Raw genomic sequence first — 21,195 nt, forward strand, 5'->3', positions numbered from 1 at the left:
TGCTGGTCAGTACTGCGTCGCCGGTTGCCGTCGAAGCACGCCGGGGTCTTCGGCCGTGCGCGGACACGACGGCATGAGCCGCGCCGGGGAGGTCCCGGCGAGCGCTGCTGCGGTGTGTCATGGCCGTACCGGTCCTATCGCTGCGTCGGTGACCCAGGTCACCGCCTTTCAATATCACGGGGACCATACACCACGTCTCAGACGTGCGCGAGCCGAAAATCAATCACCGATAAAGCATCGAATTGCGATATTCACCGCAGCGTGAACGGCCGCTGAGAAACCGCCGTGCGGGAGGCGCGGAATTACCAGACGTCGCCGTCGCGCCATTCACAGGAGAGCTCGGCCGCGGTGTCCAGATCGACCCCGACCGGCAGGACGTACACGGTCCCGTCCCGGTCGGGCGTTCGGATCGGGCCGGTCGGACTGAGTGTGGATGTCGGGCCGCGCCACGGCAGCCAGCCGCGGGCGGTGTAGAGCCGCCGGCTGAGCGCGCCCGCGCTGAGGGCGCCGACGTCGAAGGCGCCCCGGATCACCTGCTCGCACGCGTCGAGGACCGCGGTGGCCAGGCCCTGCCCGCGGTGATCCGCCCGGACCGCGACGGCCTCCACGTAACCGCAGCGCAGCGACCGGCCCCGATACAGCAGTTGACGCCGCACCACCGCGCCGTGCGCGATCAGCGACCCGTGCTGCCAGATCAGGGCGTGCATGCCGCCCAGGGCGTGCTCCCAATCGGTGTCGGAGAACCGGTCGCCGAACGCGGCGGTGACCATCCGGTGCGCGTCACGCCGGGTCTCGTCGTCCAGGTCGCTGGTGTGGACGAGCCGGGCGGTGTGGACCCGTTGCTGCACTTCCCCGGTCTACCAGCCCCGATCAGAACGCCGACGTGCTCGGGCGGTGCGGACCGCGCGGGCGCGACCAGTGCATCCGCAGGGTCTGCCCCGGCCGCACCTGGGCCAGGGCGTCGATGTCCTCGTCCAGCACCACCCCGACCACCGGGTAGGCGCCCGTCACCGGGTGGTCCGGACCCAGGATGATCGGAAATCCGTTGGGCGGCACCTGAATCGCGCCGCGGGTGGCGCCTTCGGCGGGCAGCTGCCGATCCGGCCACCGGTACTCCAGCGGCATCCCCACCAGCCGCATGCCGACCCGGTCGCTGCGGTTGGTCACCTGCCAGTTGGTGCGCACGATGATGTCGGGGTCGACGAACCAGTCGTCCCGCGGCCCGGGCGACACCCGCAACTCGACCACGTCGGGGGAGATCGTCGCCACCGGCGCCTGGTCGATCTCCGGGTATTCGCCGGTGCGCTGGCCGATCTGTAGCACGTCACCGTCGCGCAGCGGGGCCGGGCCGATCGCCGACATCACGTCGTAGGAACGCGATCCCAGTACCGGCGTGACGTCGATGCCGCCACGCACCCCCAGGTAGGTCCGCAGCCCCGAGCGCGGCGTGCCCAGCGAGATCAGCTGACCGTCCCGGACGCGGTGAATGCTGTTGGTACCGAACGTCGCCCCGTTGATCGTCGGAGCGGTGTCGGCGCCGGTGACCGCGATGTCGATGTCGCCGCCGTGCACCCGGGCGGTGAACCCGCCGAACGCCACCTCGATGGTGGCGCGGTCATCCGGGTTCGCCACCAGCCGGTTGGCCAGCCGGTGCGACCGGCGGTCGGCGGCGCCGGACCGGGTGACGCCGATCTGGCCGTGGCCGGACCGGCCGAGGTCTTCGACGAGGGCCAGCGGGCCGGTGTGCAGTATCTCCAGCGTGGTCATCGCGGGGTCCTTTCGCCGGGTCGGGGTTACGCGGGCCGGAACGTGACGGTGCGGCCGGGGATCAGCAGCGCCGGATCCGGCCGGTTCAGGTCCCACAGCACCGCGTCGGTGCGGCCGATCACCCGCCAGCCGCCCGGCCACTGCCGCGGGTAGATACCGCTGAACTCGCCGGCCAGTGCGACCGACCCGGCCGGCACCGGCCGCAACTCGGCCCGGCGCGGCACCTGCAGACGCGGGTCCCCACCGATCAGGTAGGCGAAACCCGGTGTGGAGCCGCCGAATCCGACCTGCCAGGGCGTGGCGGTGTGCGCGTTGATGACCTGCGCGACGCTCAGCCCGGTGTAGTCGGCGACCTCGGCGAGGTCCGGCCCGTCGTAGACGACGTCGATCACCACGCCGGTCGCCGCGTCGCCGGCGCCGAGGGCCGGGACCGCGTCCGCGTCGACGTGCAGAGCCTGCACCCGCCGCCGGACGCCCGCCTGGTAGCGCGGTGCCGCGAGTTTGACCAGCACCGTGCGCGACGCCGGGACGACGTCGACCACCCCGGGCAGTTCGGCGGCGCGCAGCGCCGCAGTCCAGGCCAGCACCTCCGCGGTCCGGTCGAACTGCAGCAGCAGTCCCCGGTCGCCGTAGTCGAGGACCGTGTCGGTCCCCACCTCAGTCATCACGCTCATGCCACCGACCGTAGTACGCAAAAGTGATGCAGGCCACAAATCTTCCCGCTATGCCAGAGCCGCCTTACCGAACGCGCAGAGTTGGCGTCAGCCGATGACGTCGGCGATCCGTCCGGGCAGTTCCGCGGCCACCACCGGGTAGCTCAGCGGCGAGCCGAACGCGATCGCCCCGGCCTGCTCGGCGGTGGTGAAGACGCAGCGTTTGCGCAGCGCGGCGATGTCCGGGTCGGCCAGCAGCGCATCCCGCTCGCCGTCGCCGCCGGTGGTCCAGATCAGCACGTCCGCCGCCGACAGCGCCGACCGCAACCGGTCGTGCTCGATCACCGCGGCGATGTCCGGCACGGACAGGCCGAGCTGGGTCAGGAACGTGCTGCGCCACCCGGTGCTGACGGTCGCGTTGCCGCGGTCCAGCCGGCCGTGCAGCAGCAGGGCCCGCTTATCCCGGAAGCCGGGGTGCGCGGTCGCCGCGTCGGCGAACTTCGCGTCGACGCCGTCGATCAGCGTCTGCATCTGGTGAGCCTGGTGGACCGCCCGGCCGATCGCGTCGGCCTGCACCTTCCACGGCTCGAAGAAGGCGTCCCCGTCGGTCTGCGGCAGGGTCGGGGCGATCGCCGACAGCTGCCGGTAGGTGTCGGCGTCCACCCCGGCGTTCGTCGCGACGATCAGGTCCGGCTTCAGCGCGGCGATCTTCTTGACGTCGATCCCGTCGTCGAGGTCGAGCACCTCGGGTTCGGCGTCGCCCAGCTTCGCCCGGGCCCACGGCCACACCGCGAACGGCTGGTCGCCGAACCAGCGGGTCACCGCGATCGGCACCACGCCCAGCGCCAGCAGATCGTCCTGGCCGGTGTACCCGGCGCAGACCACCCGCTTGGGCGGCTCCGGGACGACGGTCTCACCGAACAGGTGGGTGACGGTCACCGGGCCCGGCGCGCCGTCGACGGCCGGGGTCTCCCGCGAGCAGGCCGCCGCCAGCAGCGTCGCGGCCCCGGCCGCCCCGGTCACACCGAGGAACCCGCGTCGAGTCCACTGCCGCCGCATTCGACGCTAACCGCGCTGGTCGCTGGAGCGGCCGCTCACCCGCCGGCTCAGGGTGGCGATCCCCGGCAGGTTCGACAGGGTCCGGTAGACGTCGTTGCCGGTCGCGACCAGCGCCTCCAGCTGGGGTAGGACCCGGTCCATCGTCGCGAACATCGGGTCGGCCAGCGCCAGGTAGCGTTCGGTGCGGTCGATCGTGGTGTTGAGCCGCGCGATCGTCGCGGCCAGGTTCTCCACCAGATCCGGCAGCTGCGCGACCAGTTGTGCCGTCGCCGGCGGCACCCGCATCGCGCCGCTGGCGACAGCCTGAGCACTCTCCAGTGCGCTCTGTGCCGTCTCCATCGCCGCCTTGGACGCGGACTTGATGCTGCTCGGGCCCGGAATCTTCGGGTTCGTCATCCGCACAACTCTGCCGCACGCCGCCGGTGTTGTCAGCGGGTTGGCGGCGGCGCGGGTTCGCCGTACCCGCCGCCGCCCGGGGTTTCGATCACCAGGGCGTCGCTGGGCGCCAACTCGGCGGAGTCGCAGCCGCTCAGGTGGGTCACGGTGCCGTCGGCGCGCTCCACCCGGTTGCGCCCGATCGCACCGGGTGAGCCGCCGGCCATGCCGTAGGGCGGCTCCACGCGGTGCCCGGACAGCACGCTGATCGTCATCGCCTCCCGGAACTCGATCCGGCGGACCGCGCCGTCGCCGCCGTGCCAGCGCCCGCCGCCGCCGCTGCCGCGCCGGATCGCGAACTGCCGCAACCACACCGGGAACCGCATCTCCAGGATCTCGGGGTCGGTGAGCCGCGAATTGGTCATGTGGGTCTGTACCGCCGCGGCGCCGTCGAAGCCGGGGCCGGCGCCGGAACCGGAGCCGAGCGTCTCGTAGTACTGGTGCGCGGCGTTGCCGAACGTGACGTTGTTCATCGTGCCGGAGCCCTCGGCCTGCACCCCCAGGGCGGCCAGCAGGGCACCGGTGATCGCCTGGGAGGTCTCGACGTTGCCGGCCACCACCGCGGCCGGGTGCACCGGGGCCAGCATCGAGCCGGCCGGGATCGTGATGTGCAGCGGCCGCAGGCAGCCGTCGTTGATCGGGATGTCGTCGGCCACCAGGGTCCGGAACACGTACAGCACCGCGGCGGTGGCCACCGCCGACGGTGCGTTGAAGTTCGTGGTGAGTTGCGCGGAGGTGCCGGTGAAATCGACGGTGGCGCTGCGGTCGGCGCGGTCGACGGTGATCCGAACCGCGATCGTCGCACCGGAATCCATCCGGTAGCGGTACGCGCAGTCGCCGAGCGAGTCGATCACCCGGCGCACCGCCTCCTCGGCGTTGTCCTGAACGTGCCGCATGTAGGCCTGCACCACGTCCAGGCCGAAATGGGCGATCATCGCCTCGATCTCGTCGATGCCCTTCTGGTTGGCGGCGATCTGGGCGCGCAGGTCGGCCAGGTTGGTGTCGGGGCTGCGGGACGGGTGCGGCCCGGCGGTCAGCAGCGCCCGCGTCTCGGCCTCCCGCAGGCGCCCGTCGTCGACCAGCAGCCAGTTGTCGAACAGCACGCCCTCCTCGTCGATGGTCCGGCTGTCGGCAGGCATCGATCCCGGTGTGGTGCCGCCGATCTCGGCGTGATGTCCGCGGGATGCGACGAAGAACAGCACGCGTTGCTCCGGTCCGCCGAATACCGGCGTGATCACGGTGATGTCCGGCAGGTGGGTGCCGCCGTGGTACGGGTCGTTGACCGCGTACACCTGACCGGGCCGCATCCGCCCGGAACGCCGGCGGATCACCTCCTGGACGGTCGCGCCCATCGACCCCAGGTGCACCGGGATGTGCGGGGCGTTGGCCACCAGGTTGCCGTCCGGGTCGAACAGCGCGCACGAGAAGTCAAGGCGCTCACGGATGTTCACCGACTGGGCGGTGGCCTCCAGTCGGGTGCCCATCTGCTCGGCGATCGACATGAACAGGTTGTTGAAGATCTCCAGCAGCACCGGGTCGGCCCGGGTGTCCGCGGCGGGGCCGACGACGGCGGCGGTGCGCTCGACGATCAGGTGGCCACCCGCGGCGATGCGGGCCGCCCAGCCGTCGTCGACGACGGTGGTGGCGTTGGCCTCGGCGATGATCGCCGGGCCGGTCACGGTGTCGCCGGGGTGCAGCAGTTCGCGCTGCCGCAGCGGGGCGTCGCGCCACCGCCCGCCGTTGTACAACCGGACCGTCGCACCGGCCGGACCGGCGTCGGCGTCGACCGGTGGGTTGAGCTCCGGCTGTTCGGTGAGCCCGGTGGCCTCGACCGTCACCGCGCCCGCGATCAACGGCCGATCCATCAGGAACGAGTACATGCCGCGGTGCCGCTCATCGAACGCCGCAGTCATCCGCTCGGCGTCGTCCAGGTCGACCGGGATCGCCGTGTCGGTGCCCCGGTACCGCAATTGGACGCGGCGAACCACCCGGATGCGTTGCGCCGCAACGCCCTGCTCGACCAGTTCGGTGCGCGCCTGGGCCGCCAGCGTGTCCGCGACCGTCGTCAGGGTGGCGATCGCGGCGGCGTCGTCGAGGCCGATCTCCACGGAGCGTTCCCGGATCGTCGTGGTGTCGGCCAGCCCGATGCCCAGCGCCGACAGCACACCCGCCATCGGTGGGACCAGCACGGTGCGGATCCCGAGCGCGTCGGCGACCGCGCAGGCGTGCTGCCCGCCGGCGCCGCCGAACGAGGTCAACGCATAGCGGGTGACGTCATAGCCCTTCGCCACCGAGATCTTCTTCACCGCGTTGGCCATGTTCGCCACCGCGATCCGCAGGAAGCCCTCGGCGACCTGCTCCGGCCTGCGCTGATCGCCGGTGGCGGAACGGATGTCGTCGGCCAGCGCCGCGAACCGGTCCCGGACGATGCCGTCGTCCAGCGGCTGGTCGCCGTTCGCGCCGAACACCGCGGGGAAGTGCGCGGCCTGGATGCGGCCGAGCATCACGTTGGCGTCGGTCACGGTCAGCGGCCCGCCGCGCCGGTAGCAGGCCGGACCGGGATCCGCCCCCGCCGAATCCGGGCCCACCCGGTAGCGGCTGCCGTCGAAGTGCAGGATCGACCCGCCGCCGGCGGCCACGGTGTGGATGTGCAACATCGGCGCCCGCAGCCGCACCCCGGCGACCTCGGTGGTGAACACCCGCTCGTAGTCACCTGAGTAGTGCGACACGTCGGTGGAGGTGCCGCCCATGTCGAACCCGATCACCCGGTCGAACCCAGCCAGCGCCGACATGCGCACCATCCCGACGATGCCGCCGGCCGGACCCGAGAGCACCGCGTCCTTGCCACGGAAGTGCCGGGCCTGCGCCAGCCCGCCGTTGGACTGCATGAACATCAGCCGCACCCCGGTGAGCTGCTCGGCGACCCGGTCGACGTAGCGGCGCAGCACCGGTGACAGGTAGGCGTCGACGACGGCGGTGTCGCCGCGCGGCACCAGTTTCGGCAGCGGGCTGACCTCGCCGGAGAGCGAGATCTGGGTGAAGCCGATCCGCTGCGCCAGGTCGCCGATCGCCCGTTCGTGCGCCGGTGCACGGTAACTGTGCAGGCAGACAACCGCGACCGCGCGGATCCCGTCGGCGTAGGCGGCGCGCAACTCGCCGGCCAGAGCGTCGAGGTCGGGGGCGCGCAGCACCGTGCCGTCGGCGGTGACCCGCTCGTCGACCTCGACGGTCCGCTCGTAGAGCTGCTCGGGCAGCACGATGTGCCGGTCGAAGATCCGGGGCCGGTTCTGGTAGGCGATCCGCAGCGCATCGCCGAAGCCGCGGGTGATCACCAGCAGGGTTCGCTCGCCGGCGCGCTCCAGCAGGGCGTTGGTGGCCACCGTCGTCCCCATCCGCACCGAGTCGATCTGCTCGACCGGCACCGGCTCGCCGGGCGCGACGCCCAGCAGCGCGCGGATGCCGGCCACCGCGGCGTCGGGGTACTGCGCGGGGTTCTCCGACAGCAGCTTGTGCGTCGCCAGTCGCCCGTCCGGCCGGCGGGCGACGATGTCGGTGAACGTGCCGCCCCGGTCGATCCAGAACTGCCAGCGCGGGGGCGGCTGCGGTGCGGGCATTTCGGGTGGTCTTCCTGTCCTTGGCGGGCCGGGGCGCCGGCCGCTTCGGAGCGTAGCGTTTCCGCATGGCCGTCTCGCCGCGCTCGCCGCTGGCCCCGGTGACGACGGGCATCCTGCTGGCGTTCGGCTGCTGGAAGATGGTGGCGCCGCTGCTACCGCTGTGGGCTGGCCACCTCGGCGCCACCCCGCTGCTGGTGGGGGTGCTGCTCACGGTGTTCTCGGCGGCCGAACTGGTCGCCGCCCCGATGTTCGGGGCGCTGTCGGACCGGATCGGCCGCAAACCGGTGATCGTGGTGTCGCTGGCGCTGTCGACGGTGTCGTTCGCGATGATCGCGCATGCCGGATCGCTGCCGACCCTGCTGGTCGCCCAGGCCGTCGGCGGCTTCGGTGCGGCGATCGTCAGCGTCGGGCAGGCGGCGGTGGCCGACCGGGTCGACCCCGGCCGGCTGGCCCCGGCGATGGCCTACCTGGCGGCCGCGATCGGCGTCGCGTACGTGCTGGGCCCGGCACTGGGCGCCGTGCTGACGGGGTGGGGCCGCACCGCGCCGTTCTGGGCGGCCGCCGCGCTGGCCGGCGTCAACACCGTCCTGATCTGGTCGGTGCTGCCGGAGACCCGGGCCGCGGCGGCGGCACCGGTCCGGGTGCGGTGGCGGGATCTGCTGCGCGCGGCGGGCATCCCGCGGCTGGCCCTGACCACGCTGGTCTTCGGGTCGGTGATCGTCACGCTGGAGGCGGTGCTGCCGCTGTTCACCAACCGGGTGCTGGGCTGGGCGGAGGCGCCGAATGCCTGGCTGTTCGCCTACCTCGGCGCCGTGATCGCCGCCATGCAACTGGGTGTGGTGGCCCGCGGGGCGGCCCGGTTCGGCGAGCGGCCGCTGGTGCTGGCCGGGCTGGTGGTCGCCGCGCTCGGCCTGCTGCTGCTCGGGGCCGCCGCCACGGCGGTGCCGGTGGTCGTCGCGGTGGGCCTGATCGGCGCCGGGACGGGTGTCGTCATCCCGCTGCTGCCGACGCTGTTCTGCCTGGCCAGCCCGGAGTCCGACCGCGGCGCCGTGCTCGGGTTCGCGCAGGGACTGATCGCCCTGGCCCGCCTGGTCGGACCGATGGTGGCCGCCGGGGCGTTCAGCTGGCTGATCGGTGCGCCGTTCGTCATCGTCGGGCTGCTCTGCCTGGCCGGAGTGGCGGTGCTGGCCGCCGGGCGAACCCCTCAGTCGGCGATCTCGTCGGAGTAGCGGATCGGGTCCTCCGGCCGGTCGTAGTGCGCGTAGCGCAGTTCCTCCTTGGCCACGTCGTCGAACGCGCTGAACTGAACCGACAGTTCCTCGGCGGTCAGCAACAGCTGCCGGGCCTTCAGGATCTGCGGGTCCTCCACGTCGAAGACCCGCGGCGGCGCGTCGTCGAGCAGTTGCTGCAGCTTCGTCGCGGACGCCGGGTGATCCGGCCGGATGCGCTGCAGGGCCGCGCCGACCTGCTCGGGCAGGACCCGCGCCAACTCGGGTCCCTCTTCGCGGGTCTCGTTGTCGAAATCGCGGATGATGAAGAAGAACGTCATGGGAGCGAATCTACTGAGCAGTAGTCCGGGCACATCCACTGCGCGTCAGCGACGTGAGTCACATATGGTTACGCCATGGCTAAGCTCACTGACCTCGCCGGGCAGGCGGTCAGGATTCAGCACTCGGTCGGTCGCTATGTGGAGCGCGGCTCGGCGGAGCTGCACTACCTGCGCAAGATCCTGGAGTCCGGCGCTCTCCGGTTGGAGGCACCGCAGACCATCGCCGCCACCATCGCCGAAACCGTGCGCTGGGGCGAGCTGGGGATGATCCCGGCGCTCAACGCCCGTCGCACCCCGCATCGGGCGGCGATCATCGACGACGAGGGCACCTGCACGTTCAAAGAGCTCGACGACGCCGCCAACGCGGTCGCCAACGGCCTGCTGGCCCGCGGGGTGCGCGGCGGTGACGGGGTGGCGATCCTGGCCCGCAACCACCGCTGGTTCCTGATCGCCAACTACGGCTGCGCCCGGGTCGGCGCCCGGCTGATCCTGCTCAACAGCGAGTTCTCCGGCCCGCAGATCCGCGACGTCTCCGAGCGCGAGGGCGCCAAGCTGATCATCTACGACGACGAGTACACCGCCGCGGTGGCGATGGCCGACCCGCCGCTGGGCAAACTGCGGGCGCTGGGGACCAACCCCGATGCCGAGGAGCCGTCCGGCAGCACCGATGAGACGCTGGCCGATCTGATCGCCCGCAGCAGCAAGGCGCCCGCCCCCAAGGTCACCAAGCACGCGTCGATCATCATCTTGACCTCGGGCACCACCGGCACCCCGAAGGGCGCCAACCGCAACACCCCGCCCACGCTGGCGCCGATCGGCGGGATCCTGTCGCACGTGCCGTTCCGGGCCGGTGAGGTGACGTCGCTGCCGTCGCCGATGTTCCACGCGCTGGGCTACCTGCACGGCACCCTGGCGATGTTCTTCGGCTCGACGCTGGTGCTGCGCCGCCGGTTCAAGCCGGCCACTGTGCTGGAGGACCTGGAGAAGCACAAGGTGACCGGGATGGTCGTCGTCCCGGTGATGCTGTCCCGGATCCTGGACCAGCTGGAGAAGACCGAACCCAGGCCGGACCTGTCCAGCCTGCGGATCGTCTTCGTCTCCGGATCGCAGCTCGGCGCCGAACTGGCCACCCGGGCGATGACGGACCTCGGGCCGGTCGTCTACAACATGTACGGCTCCACCGAGGTGGCGTTCGCGACGATCGCCGGGCCGGCGGACCTGCGGATCAACCCGGCGACGGTCGGACAGGTGGTCCGCGGCGTCAAGGTCAAGATCCTCGACGACAACGGCCACGAACTGCCGCAGGGTCAGGTGGGCCGGATCTTCGTCGGCAACTTCTTCCCGTTCGAGGGCTACACCGGCGGCGGCGGCAAGCAGATCATCGATGGGCTGCTGTCCTCCGGCGACGTCGGCTACTTCGACGAGCACGGACTGCTGTACGTCTCCGGGCGCGACGACGAGATGATCGTCTCCGGCGGCGAGAACGTCTTCCCCGCGGAGGTGGAGGACCTGATCAGCGGTCACCCGGACGTGATCGAGGCGACCGCGCTCGGGGTGGAGGACAAGGAGTGGGGCGCGCGGCTGCGGGCGTTCGTGGTCCGCAAGGAGGGCTCGGACGTCGACGAGGACGCCATCAAGGGCTACGTCAAGGACCACCTGGCCCGCTACAAGGTGCCCCGCGACGTGGTGTTCCTCGACGAGTTGCCGCGTAACCCCACCGGCAAGATCCTCAAGCGCGAGCTCCGCGACCTGTAGGTATTTCGGGGGCTGCGGCTAGTCGGCGGGGACGATCGCGAAGGTTTTCGTGGCGGTTACGGCGGGTCCGCCGTCCGGTGGTGTCACGGAGACGGCGATGGTGTACGTGCCGGGGGTGAGAACCTCCACGGCCGAAGCCGGGCTGCCGCTGCAGTCGGCGCTGCGCCGTGTCTGGTTGTAGCCGCCGGGTCCGGTGACGTCAGCGACCACGGTGCACTTCCGAGGCAACTTACCGTCGGAATGCGACGTCCAGCTGAAGTTGACGGTCGGTTTGAACATCTGACTCGCCGCGTGCGGAGCGAGCTGATAGCTGTCGGGGCCGACTTCGGTGAGGGTGCCGTCACCGCGCCGCGTCTCGATGTCGACCGAGCTGATGGACTCGGTGCTGGTCGCCGTGGTCGTCGTCGTGGTTGTGACGGCAGGGGCGGTGTCAACGGGTGTCGGGACCGGCTCGGGCGGTGGCGGGGCGACCGTCGTCGTGGGTGCGGGCGGGGTCGCGAACGCGGTGACGGTGGTCGTTTCCCGGACCGTGTCGGTTGCGTGACCGCAGGCTGTCGCCATCAGGCTCATGGCACCGACGATCACGAGTGGACTGGTGTGGTTCATGGTGCGAGCTTCCCGCCTCCCTGCCGTGCCGTTCGATGAACAATAGCGCAGGAATGCGGACGATAGACCACTTGACATGATTGTCGACCGGCGGCGTCACCGCCGCCTGCCGGTCAGGTGTCGAACCCGGTTGCGCCGTCCAACTGTTCGCGCAGGATGTCGATCTGCCCGCAATGCCGGGCGGTCTCCTCGATCATGTGCACGTAGATCCAGCGCACCGAGACGCGCCCGAGCCTGCGGTGCGGGACAGTGTGGTCCAGCGGGTAGCGGGCGGCGATCTGTCGGGACTGCTCGCACTGCTGCCGGTACTCGGTCACCAGGGTGTCCAGCGAATCCTGCGGGGACAGCACGAATTCCGACTCCCGGTCATGGGGCCGCCGGTTGTCATCAATGCGTTCGGTCAGCAACTGGTCGAACCAGCCGTACTCGGCCCACCGCAGGTGCTTGACCAGGCCGCCCACCGTCGTCGCCGACGGCACCAGGTGGCGGCCGGCATCCGCTTCGGAAAGCCCGGATACCTTGCGCACCACGATGTCCCGGTAGTCGTCGAGGAACGCGTCCAGGATTTCGCGCTCGCCGGACGTGGCCAGCCCGCGACGGCCGGGCGGGAGCGGAGCGTCGGTCATGATGGAGACGATAATCGTGCATCGATCCGCGCATCAAACGATGCAACAATAGGTGTATGCGCACGACGGTGACCGTGGACGACGAACTCATGGCCGAAGCCGAACGGCTGACCGGCATCCATGAGCGTTCGGCCCTGGTTCGCAGCGGTATCGAAGCGTTGATCGAGCGTGAGGCGGCGCGCCGACTCGCTCGCCTCGGTGGCAGCGAACCGGACGTGACCGCCCCACCCCGTCGCAGGGGCTAGTCGGGTGATCCTGGTCGACACGTCGGTGTGGGTGGATCACCTGCGGACTACTGATGAGGAACTGTCCGGGTTGCTGGAAAGAGGCTTGGTGCTTGCACACCCCTGGGTGGTGGGCGAGGTCGCGTTGGGTGGGCTGAGCGCCGGTAGCCTCGTCGCCCCCCTGATGTCCCGGCTGCCGGGCGCGGTGGTGGCGACGGACACCGAAGTGCTCACGCTGATCGAGCGGCAACACCTGGCGGGTAGTGGGATCGGTTATGTCGACGCACAACTCCTCGCCGCCACCCGCCTGACCCCGGACGCGCGACTGTGGACGCGAGACCACCGGCTGGACCGTGCCGCGGAGCGAGTCGGGGTCGCATACCGGCCGGGGGCCGGAGTGGACGCATGACGGTTACGGGTCGCGAGGCAGCCCCAGCAGCCGCTCGGCGATGATGTTCAGCTGCACCTCCGACGTGCCGCCGTAGATGGTGGTGGCGCGGCTCATCAGCAGGAACTCCGCCCACTTGCCGGGCAACTGCTCGCGGTCGCCGATCGCGGCGTCGCCGCCGAACGTCTCCACCGCGAACTCGGCGTACCCCTGAGTGGTGCGCATGCCGAGCAGCTTGGAGATGGCCGCCGCTGGCGTCGGGTCCCTACCGGCCAGCGTCAGCAGCGTCGAGCGCAGGTTCAGCAGCTTGGTGGCGTGCCCCTCGGCGATCAGCCGGCCGGCCCGGTCGAGTTCGATGTCGTCGAACTCGCCGTCGCGGACGAACTCGACCAGCCCGTCCAGGTTGGCCAGGAACGGCATCTCGGAGCCGCCGATCGAAACCCGTTCGGCGGTAAGGGTGTTGCGGCTGACCTCCCAGCCCCGGTTCACCTCGCCGAGCACCAACTCGTCGGGGACGAACACGTCGTCGAGGTAGACGGTGTTGAACATCGCCCCGCCGGTGAGTTCGCGCAGCGGGGAGACCGTCACCCCTTCGCTCTTCATGTCGAGAAGGAAGTAGGTGATGCCGTTGTGCTTGGGAGCGTTCGGGTCCGTTCTCGCCAGCAGGGCGCCCCACTGCGAGAACTGCGCCGCCGATGTCCAGATCTTCTGCCCGGTGATCCGCCAGCCGCCGTCGACCTTGACGGCCTTGGTGCTCAACCCGGCCAGGTCCGAACCGGCGCCCGGCTCGGAGAACAGCTGGCACCAGATCATCTCGCCGCGGAACGTGGGCGGCAGGAACCGTTGCTGCTGCGGGTCGCTGCCGAACGCCACGATCGACGGGATGATCCACGCCGCGATGCCCATCGGCTGCCGGCGGACCCGGCCCGCCTTGAACTCCTGCTCGATGATGACCTGCTCGACGGGGCCCGCGGCGCGGCCCCACGGGGCGGGCAGGTACGGCAGCACCCAGCCGCCCTCGGCGATCGCGACCGTGCGCTGCTCGCGTGGAATCGCTTTCAGCGCAGCGATCTCCGAGCGGATCTCACTGCGCAGCTGCTCGGTGGCGGGGTCCAGGTCGATGTCGATGGTGCGCATCGACCCGGCGGTGGCGGTGTCGACGACCTGGCGCGGCCAGTCTGCGTGACGGCCGAACGACGCGGCCAGGATCAGCGCCCGGCGGTAGTAGACGCCGGCGTCGTGCTCCCAGGTGAAGCCGATGCCGCCGTGCACCTGGATGCAGTCCTGGGTGCAGTGCTGCGCGGCGGCCGGCGCCAGGGTGGCGGCCACGGCGGCGGCGAACTCGGCTTCGCTCTCCGCGCCGTCCTCGTCGAGTGCCCGGGCGGCGTCCCACACCGCGGCGGTCGCCCGCTCGGTGTCGGCGATCATCTCGGCGCACTTGTGCTTGATCGCCTGGAACTGGCCGATCGGCCGGCCGAACTGCTCGCGGATCTTGGCGTAGCCGGCGGCGGTGTCGGTGGCCCACCGCGCCACCCCGACCGCCTCCGCGGCCAGCAGGGTGGTGATCAGCGCCCGGGCGTGCGCCGGGCGCAGCCCGGTCAGCAGGGCGTCGTCGGCCACCGTGACACTGTCGGCCCGCACATGGGCGATCGGGCGCAGCGGGTCAACGCTGGTCACGGCTTCGAGCTGGAGCCGGTCGGCGGGCAGCACCACCCACGCCTGGTCACCGTCGACGGTCACCGGCAGCACCAGCACCGACGCCTGTCCGGCCGCCGCCACGGCGCGTGCCTCGCCGCTGATCGTCAGTCCGGCGCCGGACCGGGTGGCGGTCAGCCCGGAGCTCAGCGCGTAACTGGCGATCGTCGTCCCGTCCGCCAGCCCGCGCAGCACCTCGGCCTTCGGGTCGTGCGCGGCGATCAGCGCACTGGCGATCGCCGACGGTACGAACGGCCCCGGTACGCCGCGGTAGCCGAATTCGGCGAGCGTCACCGCCAGTTCCAGCGCGCCGAAGCCCTGACCGCCGACCGCCTCGGCCAGGTGCAGGCCGGTCAGCCCCTGGTCGGCGGTGGCCTGCCAGTACGACGGCGGGTTGGGGATCGGGGCGTCCATCGCCTCGTGCAGCAGCTCGGCCGGCACCTCTCGGGTCAGCAGGGCCTGCACCGAGTCGGCCAGATCCTGGTGTTCTGCGGTGATCGCTATGGGCATCGGGACTCTCCTGTGTCGGGGATCACTTGCAATCTAATAACCGGTCGGTTGGTTCACCACTTGGGCCGGGGGAAGTCCGTCGCGCAGCCGCCGGCAGTTGTCGATCGCCGCGGCCAGATATCGGCGCATGGTGTCTGCGGTGTACCAGCTGACGTGCGGGGTCAACACCACGTTGTCCAGCGCGAGCAGTGGATTGTCGGTCGGCACCGGTTCGACCGCGAACACGTCCAGGCCGGCGGCGCCCAGCCGGCCGCTGCGCAGCGCCTGCACCAGTGCATCCTCGTCGACGATCGGTCCGCGTGCGGTGTTGACCAGCACCGCGCCGGGTTTCATGGCGACCAGGGCGGCGGCGTCGATCAACCCGTGGGTGGCCGCCGTCAGCGGCAGGTGCAGGGAGACGACGTCACAGGAGCCCAGCAGTTCCGGCAGGGAGCGCCAGCCGGGGGAGCCGTCGTCGGAAGTGCTGGTGTGCAGCACGACGGCGCCCATCGCCGACACGATCTGCTCGACCGCCCGGGCGACGCTGCCGTAGCCGACCAGCCCGACCGTGCAGCCGCCGATGTCGCGGCAGTGCTCGCCGAGTGCGGGGTCGGCCGGCCAGCCCAGCCCGGCGCGGGTGGCGGCGTCCAGCGGCAGCAGCCGACGCAGCGCGGCCAGCATCAGCAGCACCGTCCCCTCGGCGACCGATGCCGCGTTCGCGCCGGGCATGTTGGACACCGCGATGCCGCGCTCGGTGGCGGTGTCGACGTCGATGGTGTTGATCCCGACCCCCAGCTTCTGCACCAGCCGCAGCCGCGAACCGCCCCGCAGGTCATCGCCGGAGATCGGCCGCAGCACGTGCCAGACCACCTGCGCTTCAGGCAGTTCCCGGTAGAAGGTGGTGTCGTCGTCGGCGGCGCACCACCGCACGTCCAGCCAATCGGCTTCCGCGCCAACCTGATCCAGCACTGCTGGGCCGGGTGTGAAGTGCGCGAGAACCCTCAGCCCCACCGCTGCGCTATCCACTCGGCGACGACGTCGGCCTGGGCGTCACGGGCGCCGGGGGTGGTGAAGTAGTGGTCGGCGTGCATGCTGCGCAGGGTCTTGTCCGCACCGGCCAGCGCGTCGAAAATCCGCTGGGCATCCGACGGGAACACCCCGGTGTCGGCGTCGGCGTTGATCACCAGTGCCGGGCAGTCGATCCGGGCCAGGTGCGGTTCGGCCCGGGTCTGCGCGGTGCGCAGGCTCCACATGCCCAGCCAGTTGCTCAGCGTGCAGGCCGCGGCGATGCCCCGCGCGGAACGGTTGGCCTTGACCGGCACACCGGCGTAGCACATGTTGGCCTCGCGGGCGGTGGGCTCCAGGGTGGGATCCACCATCCTCGGGTCGGCCCAGGTGCGCATCACGGTGAACGGGCGGTCGGAGAAGCCCGCGGCGCGAACACGTTTCAGTTCGATCTCGGCCCAGTCGGTGATGGCGTGGTTGCGGGCGACCTGGGCGGCGCGGTAGCGCGCGACGAACTCCGGTGAGTACGGCGGCCCGTCGGTGCCGGCGAACAGGTCCAGGTCGGGATCGGTTGTCACCGGGTCGTTCTCGTCGATCACGGCGCCGTCCATCCAGGCGGTCAGCACGTCCGGGCGGCCCGGATGCGCCGCGCTGGCGATGTAGCCGTCCGCGGCGGGCAGGGTGTCCAGGCCTGCCGCCGGCCGCATCCCGGCCAGCGGCGTGACGTTCGGGTCGACGGCCTGCGACTGGTAGGCGGCCATCAGTGAACCGCCGCCGGAATTGCCCAGCAGCACAACGGTGTCCACGCCCGCGACCTCGCGCAGCCAGCGCACCCCGACGCCGATGTCGACCAGGGCGTGGTCCAGCAGGAAACTGCTCTCGAAGCCGCGGAACCGGGTGTTCCAGCCCAGGAACCCGATGCCGCGCTCAGCCATGAAATCCGCGAGGTAGTGCTCGGCGAAGTCGATCTGGTAGTGGGTGGCGATCATCGCGATCTTCGGCCACCGGTCGGCCGGGCGGTGATACAGCCCTTGGCAGGGATGCCCGCCGGCGCCGTTGCGCTGCGCGGTCGGCGACGCCAATCCGATGAACTGCCGATCGATTCGCATGTCAGGTGTCCTCCCGGTGGTAGACGGCGCGGTAGAAGACGTTGGCCAGGGTGGCGATGCAGGCCTGATCGTCAGGGCCGTCGGGATCAGAAGTGCCACCGGCCAACTGCACGTAGCAGAACTGGTTGAACATCGAGACGATCGCCAGCGCCAGCAACTCGGGGTCGTCGTCGGCGCAGTAGCCGTCGGCCTGGGCGCGCCGCACCAGCTCGGTGATGAATGCGATGGGGACCGAACAGATCTGCGCCCAGTGCGCGGCGAAGTCGTCGTTGACCATCGCCAGCTGCGAGACGCTGACCATCTCCGCGAACCGATTGCGGTAGGTGTGCCAGTGTGCGGCGGCGGCCCGCTGCACCCGCTCGCGGTTGGACAGGCCGCTCTCGATCACCGTCGACGCCCGCTCGCCGGCCTCGTCGCGGAACCGCAGCGCCCACTCGGTGACCATCGCCTCTTTGGAGTCGTAGTAGTTGTAGAACGAGGCGGTGGACCGGCCGGCTTCGGCGGCGATGTCGGCGATGGTGGTGGCCAGGATGCCCTTGCGGGCGATCACCGCGCGCGCCGCGGCGTCGATCGCCGCCTGGGTCTCGCGGCCGCGACGGGTCGGCAGCGGGTCGCGTCGGCCCGACTGCCCGGCGGTGGTCGACACCGGGTCCGCCTCCTGTCGCGACTGGGTCTGGTCTGAAACTGAATCTGATGTTAGATTCAGAAATCGATCTTGACTAGGGGGTTCCCACGATGATCAAGCCGCACGGCACCAACACCGAGTTCGCGATCAGCGGGATCAACCACGTCGCACTGGTGTGTTCGGACATGGAGCGCACCGTGGACTTCTACACCAACATCCTCGGCATGCCGCTGATCAAGTCGCTGGACCTGCCCGGCGGGATGGGGCAGCACTTCTTCTTCGACGCCGGAAACGGCGACTGCGTGGCGTTCTTCTGGTTCGCCGACGCACCCGACCGGGTGCCGGGAATCTCGTCGCCGGCGGCCATCCCGGGCATCGGCGAGATCACCAGCGCGGTCAGCACGATGAACCACCTGGCGTTCCACGTGCCGCCGGACAAGTTCGACGAGTACCGCCAGAAGCTCAAGGCCAAGGGCGTGCGCGTCGGCCCGATCCTCAACCACGACGAGTCGCCGATGCAGGCCAGTGCGACGCTGCACCCCGGGGTGTACGTGCGGTCGTTCTACTTCTTCGACCCGGACGGCATCACGCTGGAATTCGCCTGCTGGACAAAGGAATTCATGGGCGAGGAGGAGCAGGCCAAGCCAAAGACGGCGGCCGACCGAAAAATCCCCGCCGCCACCTAATCGCGGTACAGGGCCGGATCGGCGAGCCGGTCCAGCAGCGCGGCCAGGTGATCGACCAGCCGGTCGGGCTTGAACCGCACCTCCCCGGTCAGCCAGGCGCTGATCGTCTGGCCGAGGCCGCCGACCACGAAGTGTGCCGCGGCCCTGATCCGGTCGTTCTCCGGTAGGCGCAGCGCCACGCCCGCGTGCTGGCCGGAGAGGATCGCCATCAGTGCGCTGGACTCCACCCGCTTGCGCACCACCACGGCGTTGCTCAGGTGCGCGCCGAACAGCAGCCGCCCGATCCGGGCGTCGTTGGCGATGGTCCGCACGATATTGGCGATCCCGGCCCGGGTCTGCTGATCCGGCGGCGCCGCATTGACGATCGCCTGGGTCTTGGTGGCCAGGTCGGTGATCACCGAGTCGAAGACCGCGCTGACGAAGTCGTCCTTGTCGGTGAAGCTCTCGTAGAAGTAGCGGGCGGTGAGTCCGGCCTGCCGGCAGATGCCCCGCACGGTCAACTCGACGAACTGCGGTGCGTCGGCGCCGAGCAGGTCCAGGCCGGCCTCCAGCAGTCGCGCCCGGCGGGTGGCGCGGCGTTCGACAGCGTCGACGCCGCCGTACGGGCGGGCGTCCGACACGCCGGTGGTGACCATGCCGACCATCTTGACACCGGCCGGGGGTGGGAGCAATATCAGGAAACGGACGTTCTCACATTTTTGGGGGTAGCGATGCCAGTAACCGCCCAGGTCCCACACGTCGAGCGCACGGTGAGCGAGCCACCGGATCCGACCCGGCGACGCGCCCCCAAGTCCAAGCAGGGCATGACGATGGCCGACGGCCTGTTCGCGATCTCACTGATGGCCGGCTCGGCGAACGTCATCATGGAACTGGCGCGGCCCGGTGTGGGATACGGAGTGGTCGAGAGCACGGTGGACAGCGGCCGCGCCGACATCCACCCGTTCAAGCGGGCCCGCACCACGATCGGCTACCTGGCGGTGGTGGCGCTGGGCACCGACGAGGAGCGGGCGGCGTTCAAGCAGGCCATCGACGTCGCGCACCGGCAGGTCCGCTCCACCAAGGACAGCCCGGTGAAGTACAACGCCTTCGACCCGCAGCTGCAACTGTGGGTAGCGGCCTGCATCTACAAGGGTTCGGTCGACCTGTACCGAATGTTCTACGGCGAGATGGACGACGACGAAGCCGACCAGCAGTACCAGGCGGCCAAGATCCTCGGCACCGCGCTGCAGGTCAAAGAGGAGACGTGGCCGGCCGATCGGGAGGCGTTCGACAAGTACTGGCAGGACCAGCTCAACACCAACATCCACATCGACGACACCGTCCGGAACTACCTGTACAACATCGCCGCAGTGCGGATGCGCGGGGTGACGCTGCCCGGCCCGCTGCACAAGCTGGTGGAAGGCCCGATGCTGTTCATCACCAGCGGTTTCCTGCCGCAGCGGTTCCGCGACGAGATGAAGCTGTCCTGGAACCCGGGCAAGCAGCGGCAGTTCGACGCGATGATCGGGGTACTGCGGGTCGTCAACAACCTGACCCCGCCGCCGCTGCGCCGGCTCCCGTTCGACGCACTGATGTGGGACATGCGCTGGCGGATGCGGACCGGGCGCCCGCTGGTGTGAAGCGCGCTACCCGCCGATCTGGTTGGGGCAGTAGCTGTGCGCGGAGATCGCGATGAACTGGGTGCCGTGGTCGAGGGTGAGGCTCGGGTTGCGCTCCTGCAGCGCGGCCAGGACGTCCGGCGCCGACTTGCCGCTGCCGATCAGCGAGCAGACCTGCTTCGCAGTGGCGATGACCTGGCCCTCGTTGCCGCTGTAGCTGATGCCGGCTGAGCGCAGCGTCTCCAGGAAGACGATGTCGTCCATGTCGGGATCGGCGACCGACGGCGCCGCGAGGCCGAGGGCGGTACCGGCGGTGAGGGCGAGCATCCCGATCGCCGCCGCGCGGCGTCGCGGGATTCGTGGCAGTGCATTCACGGTTTTGTTACCCCCAAGGTGTCTCGGCAAGCATACGGTGGGGGAAGCGGAAGCGGGGTGTGGCGATGACAGACTTTCACGTCGGCGACCACGTGCGCTGGAACTCCGAGGCCGGCTACGTCACCGGCCGGATCACCCGGGTCCATACCGCGGACACCGAATACAAGGGCCATCACCGGCACTGCACCCCCGACGACCCGCAGTACGAGATCGCCAGCGACAAGACCGATCACATCGCAATGCACAAGGGTTCGGCGCTGCACCGGATCGCGGACTAACAAATACAGAGAAAGAGGTATCCGAGATGGACGTCGTCGTGCTCATCGGCCGCATCCTGTTCGCCGCCGTCTTCCTGTCCGGCGGCGTCGGCCACTTCACCAAGACCGCCTACCTGGCCGGTTACGCCGAGAGCAAGGGCATCCCACTCGCCCGCCCGGCGGTACTGCTCTCCGGCGCCTGGCAGGTGGTCGCATCGTTGCTGGTGCTCCTCGGCGCCTGGGCCGACCTCGGGGCGCTGCTGCTCGCGGTCTTCGTGCTGCCCACCGCCTTCCTCATGCACAACTTCTGGACCGAGACCGACCCGGCGCAGCGGGCCAATGAGCAGATCCACTTCCACAAGGACCTCTCGCTCGGCGGCGCCGCGCTGATGCTCTTCGCGCTGTTCAACACGTTCGGGGACCAGATCGGACTGCAGTTGACCGGTCCGCTGCTCTGACCGGACCGCTGACCGGTCGCAGTTGCGGACGCTGCTGCGGTTACGATGCGTAAATCGTGACGTGCACCGCATGAACAGCCCTTAGTTACGGGTATCCAATACGCCTTGACCCGCGTACAGTTCGTCGGTATGGGCGGCGCCGACGGCCGAGGGAACCGGACGCCGGCTGCGCGCGACTAACCGGTAGTGGAGAAAGGAGCGGTGGGATGAGTTTGTTGGATG

23 protein-coding genes are annotated in these 21,195 nt (G+C 70.3%); 8 read left to right on the forward strand and 15 right to left on the reverse strand.

What is annotated here, in order from left to right:
* Positions 1-302: 302 nt before the first annotated feature.
* From KIH27_RS07045 to KIH27_RS07070, 6 genes are all read right to left on the reverse strand, one after another.
* Complete coding sequence (locus KIH27_RS07045; RefSeq protein ID WP_214092217.1) at positions 303-848, reverse strand: GNAT family N-acetyltransferase; 546 nt, start codon at positions 846-848, stop codon at positions 303-305.
* Between the two features lie 22 nt (positions 849-870).
* On the reverse strand, positions 871-1,767 hold the full coding sequence (locus KIH27_RS07050) for a 5-oxoprolinase/urea amidolyase family protein (RefSeq protein ID WP_214092218.1): 897 nt from the start codon (positions 1,765-1,767) through the stop codon (positions 871-873).
* A 26-nt stretch (positions 1,768-1,793) separates the two neighbouring features.
* A complete protein-coding gene (locus KIH27_RS07055) occupies positions 1,794-2,441 on the reverse strand; it encodes a 5-oxoprolinase subunit B family protein (RefSeq protein ID WP_214092219.1) in 648 nt (215 codons plus the stop codon).
* Between the two features lie 87 nt (positions 2,442-2,528).
* Positions 2,529-3,479, reverse strand: coding sequence for an ABC transporter substrate-binding protein (locus tag KIH27_RS07060; protein WP_214092220.1), 951 nt, complete (start codon positions 3,477-3,479; stop codon positions 2,529-2,531).
* 6 nt (positions 3,480-3,485) lie between these two features.
* The gene (locus tag KIH27_RS07065; protein WP_214092221.1) at positions 3,486-3,875 is read right to left on the reverse strand and encodes a hypothetical protein; all 390 of its coding nucleotides are present in this window, start codon (positions 3,873-3,875) and stop codon (positions 3,486-3,488) included.
* 32 nt (positions 3,876-3,907) lie between these two features.
* A complete protein-coding gene (locus KIH27_RS07070; protein ID WP_214092222.1) occupies positions 3,908-7,528 on the reverse strand; it encodes a hydantoinase B/oxoprolinase family protein in 3,621 nt (1,206 codons plus the stop codon).
* Between the two features lie 65 nt (positions 7,529-7,593).
* Here KIH27_RS07070 and KIH27_RS07075 point away from each other — a divergent pair, with 65 nt between their 5' ends.
* Positions 7,594-8,757 (forward strand): MFS transporter, encoded by a 1,164-nt coding sequence (locus tag KIH27_RS07075; protein WP_214092223.1) that lies wholly within the window; start codon positions 7,594-7,596, stop codon positions 8,755-8,757.
* On the opposite strand, the gene KIH27_RS07080 is transcribed toward KIH27_RS07075, so the two are convergent.
* Positions 8,733-9,077, reverse strand: a complete 345-nt coding sequence (locus tag KIH27_RS07080; RefSeq protein WP_214092224.1) for a hypothetical protein — start codon at positions 9,075-9,077, stop codon at positions 8,733-8,735. The two genes, KIH27_RS07075 and KIH27_RS07080, sit on opposite strands and share 25 nt — an antisense overlap.
* Positions 9,078-9,152: 75 nt before the next feature.
* Here KIH27_RS07080 and fadD2 point away from each other — a divergent pair, with 75 nt between their 5' ends.
* On the forward strand, positions 9,153-10,832 hold the full coding sequence (gene fadD2 / locus KIH27_RS07085) for a long-chain-fatty-acid--CoA ligase FadD2 (RefSeq protein WP_214092225.1): 1,680 nt from the start codon (positions 9,153-9,155) through the stop codon (positions 10,830-10,832).
* An 18-nt stretch (positions 10,833-10,850) separates the two neighbouring features.
* Here the strand turns inward: fadD2 and KIH27_RS07090 are convergent, their stop codons facing one another.
* Entirely contained in the window at positions 10,851-11,393 is a 543-nt protein-coding gene (locus tag KIH27_RS07090) for a hypothetical protein (RefSeq protein WP_214092226.1), read from the reverse strand.
* A 158-nt stretch (positions 11,394-11,551) separates the two neighbouring features.
* Positions 11,552-12,064 carry a DinB family protein gene (locus KIH27_RS07095; protein ID WP_214092227.1) on the reverse strand — a complete coding sequence of 171 codons (513 nt, stop codon included), beginning with the start codon at positions 12,062-12,064 and terminating at the stop codon, positions 11,552-11,554.
* Between the two features lie 56 nt (positions 12,065-12,120).
* On the opposite strand from KIH27_RS07095, the gene KIH27_RS07100 reads away from it, so the two are divergent.
* Together KIH27_RS07100 and KIH27_RS07105 are read left to right on the forward strand one after the other, a co-directional pair.
* Positions 12,121-12,309 (forward strand): type II toxin-antitoxin system VapB family antitoxin, encoded by a 189-nt coding sequence (locus tag KIH27_RS07100; protein WP_214092228.1) that lies wholly within the window; start codon positions 12,121-12,123, stop codon positions 12,307-12,309.
* A gap of 4 nt (positions 12,310-12,313) precedes the next feature.
* On the forward strand, positions 12,314-12,697 hold the full coding sequence (locus KIH27_RS07105; protein WP_214092229.1) for a type II toxin-antitoxin system VapC family toxin: 384 nt from the start codon (positions 12,314-12,316) through the stop codon (positions 12,695-12,697).
* A 3-nt stretch (positions 12,698-12,700) separates the two neighbouring features.
* On the opposite strand, the gene KIH27_RS07110 is transcribed toward KIH27_RS07105, so the two are convergent.
* The 4 genes from KIH27_RS07110 to KIH27_RS07125 are packed head-to-tail and all read right to left on the reverse strand — an operon-like array spanning position 12,701 to position 17,620.
* Positions 12,701-14,881 (reverse strand): acyl-CoA dehydrogenase family protein, encoded by a 2,181-nt coding sequence (locus KIH27_RS07110; RefSeq protein ID WP_214092230.1) that lies wholly within the window; start codon positions 14,879-14,881, stop codon positions 12,701-12,703.
* Between the two features lie 33 nt (positions 14,882-14,914).
* Complete coding sequence (locus KIH27_RS07115) at positions 14,915-15,865, reverse strand: 2-hydroxyacid dehydrogenase (protein WP_214092253.1); 951 nt, start codon at positions 15,863-15,865, stop codon at positions 14,915-14,917.
* Complete coding sequence (locus KIH27_RS07120; RefSeq protein WP_214092231.1) at positions 15,862-16,974, reverse strand: alpha/beta hydrolase; 1,113 nt, start codon at positions 16,972-16,974, stop codon at positions 15,862-15,864. The genes KIH27_RS07115 and KIH27_RS07120 overlap by 4 nt, the downstream gene beginning before the upstream one ends.
* A 1-nt stretch (position 16,975) precedes the next feature.
* A complete protein-coding gene (locus KIH27_RS07125; protein ID WP_214092232.1) occupies positions 16,976-17,620 on the reverse strand; it encodes a TetR/AcrR family transcriptional regulator in 645 nt (214 codons plus the stop codon).
* 89 nt (positions 17,621-17,709) lie between these two features.
* Here KIH27_RS07125 and KIH27_RS07130 point away from each other — a divergent pair, with 89 nt between their 5' ends.
* A complete protein-coding gene (locus tag KIH27_RS07130) occupies positions 17,710-18,285 on the forward strand; it encodes a VOC family protein (protein ID WP_214092233.1) in 576 nt (191 codons plus the stop codon).
* On the opposite strand, the gene KIH27_RS07135 is transcribed toward KIH27_RS07130, so the two are convergent.
* Positions 18,282-18,929 carry a TetR/AcrR family transcriptional regulator gene (locus KIH27_RS07135; RefSeq protein ID WP_214092234.1) on the reverse strand — a complete coding sequence of 216 codons (648 nt, stop codon included), beginning with the start codon at positions 18,927-18,929 and terminating at the stop codon, positions 18,282-18,284. The genes KIH27_RS07130 and KIH27_RS07135 overlap by 4 nt on opposite strands.
* A 54-nt stretch (positions 18,930-18,983) precedes the next feature.
* Between KIH27_RS07135 and KIH27_RS07140 the strand changes: the two genes are divergently transcribed.
* Positions 18,984-19,904 (forward strand): oxygenase MpaB family protein, encoded by a 921-nt coding sequence (locus KIH27_RS07140; RefSeq protein ID WP_372451313.1) that lies wholly within the window; start codon positions 18,984-18,986, stop codon positions 19,902-19,904.
* Between the two features lie 6 nt (positions 19,905-19,910).
* On the opposite strand, the gene KIH27_RS07145 is transcribed toward KIH27_RS07140, so the two are convergent.
* Positions 19,911-20,258 (reverse strand): DUF732 domain-containing protein, encoded by a 348-nt coding sequence (locus KIH27_RS07145; RefSeq protein WP_307856805.1) that lies wholly within the window; start codon positions 20,256-20,258, stop codon positions 19,911-19,913.
* Between the two features lie 65 nt (positions 20,259-20,323).
* On the opposite strand from KIH27_RS07145, the gene KIH27_RS07150 reads away from it, so the two are divergent.
* Both KIH27_RS07150 and KIH27_RS07155 read left to right on the forward strand, forming a co-directional pair.
* Positions 20,324-20,536 (forward strand): hypervirulence associated TUDOR domain-containing protein, encoded by a 213-nt coding sequence (locus tag KIH27_RS07150; RefSeq protein ID WP_214092236.1) that lies wholly within the window; start codon positions 20,324-20,326, stop codon positions 20,534-20,536.
* Between the two features lie 26 nt (positions 20,537-20,562).
* Positions 20,563-20,973 carry a DoxX family protein gene (locus KIH27_RS07155; RefSeq protein WP_214092237.1) on the forward strand — a complete coding sequence of 137 codons (411 nt, stop codon included), beginning with the start codon at positions 20,563-20,565 and terminating at the stop codon, positions 20,971-20,973.
* Positions 20,974-21,195 lie beyond the last annotated feature (222 nt).

This window comes from Mycolicibacter acidiphilus (assembly GCF_018455725.1).
In the GTDB taxonomy this organism is placed as follows: Bacteria; Actinomycetota; Actinomycetes; order Mycobacteriales; family Mycobacteriaceae; genus Mycobacterium; species Mycobacterium acidiphilum.

What these genes read in the sequence shown, in the direction of transcription:
- KIH27_RS07095 (WP_214092227.1), bottom strand. Translation starts at nt 12,064, where the DNA reads ATGACCGACGCTCCGCTCCCGCCCGGCCGTCGCGGGCTGGCCACGTCC.
- KIH27_RS07075 (WP_214092223.1), top strand. Translation starts at nt 7,594, where the DNA reads ATGGCCGTCTCGCCGCGCTCGCCGCTGGCCCCGGTGACGACGGGCATC.
- KIH27_RS07130 (WP_214092233.1), top strand. Translation starts at nt 17,710, where the DNA reads ATGATCAAGCCGCACGGCACCAACACCGAGTTCGCGATCAGCGGGATC.
- KIH27_RS07155 (WP_214092237.1), top strand. Translation starts at nt 20,563, where the DNA reads ATGGACGTCGTCGTGCTCATCGGCCGCATCCTGTTCGCCGCCGTCTTC.
- KIH27_RS07120 (WP_214092231.1), bottom strand. Translation starts at nt 16,974, where the DNA reads ATGCGAATCGATCGGCAGTTCATCGGATTGGCGTCGCCGACCGCGCAG.
- KIH27_RS07150 (WP_214092236.1), top strand. Translation starts at nt 20,324, where the DNA reads ATGACAGACTTTCACGTCGGCGACCACGTGCGCTGGAACTCCGAGGCC.
- fadD2 (WP_214092225.1), top strand. Translation starts at nt 9,153, where the DNA reads ATGGCTAAGCTCACTGACCTCGCCGGGCAGGCGGTCAGGATTCAGCAC.
- KIH27_RS07070 (WP_214092222.1), bottom strand. Translation starts at nt 7,528, where the DNA reads ATGCCCGCACCGCAGCCGCCCCCGCGCTGGCAGTTCTGGATCGACCGG.
- KIH27_RS07100 (WP_214092228.1), top strand. Translation starts at nt 12,121, where the DNA reads ATGCGCACGACGGTGACCGTGGACGACGAACTCATGGCCGAAGCCGAA.
- KIH27_RS07055 (WP_214092219.1), bottom strand. Translation starts at nt 2,441, where the DNA reads ATGAGCGTGATGACTGAGGTGGGGACCGACACGGTCCTCGACTACGGC.
- KIH27_RS07110 (WP_214092230.1), bottom strand. Translation starts at nt 14,881, where the DNA reads ATGCCCATAGCGATCACCGCAGAACACCAGGATCTGGCCGACTCGGTG.
- KIH27_RS07060 (WP_214092220.1), bottom strand. Translation starts at nt 3,479, where the DNA reads ATGCGGCGGCAGTGGACTCGACGCGGGTTCCTCGGTGTGACCGGGGCG.
- KIH27_RS07090 (WP_214092226.1), bottom strand. Translation starts at nt 11,393, where the DNA reads ATGGCGACAGCCTGCGGTCACGCAACCGACACGGTCCGGGAAACGACC.
- KIH27_RS07080 (WP_214092224.1), bottom strand. Translation starts at nt 9,077, where the DNA reads ATGACGTTCTTCTTCATCATCCGCGATTTCGACAACGAGACCCGCGAA.
- KIH27_RS07050 (WP_214092218.1), bottom strand. Translation starts at nt 1,767, where the DNA reads ATGACCACGCTGGAGATACTGCACACCGGCCCGCTGGCCCTCGTCGAA.
- KIH27_RS07065 (WP_214092221.1), bottom strand. Translation starts at nt 3,875, where the DNA reads ATGACGAACCCGAAGATTCCGGGCCCGAGCAGCATCAAGTCCGCGTCC.
- KIH27_RS07135 (WP_214092234.1), bottom strand. Translation starts at nt 18,929, where the DNA reads ATGGTCGGCATGGTCACCACCGGCGTGTCGGACGCCCGCCCGTACGGC.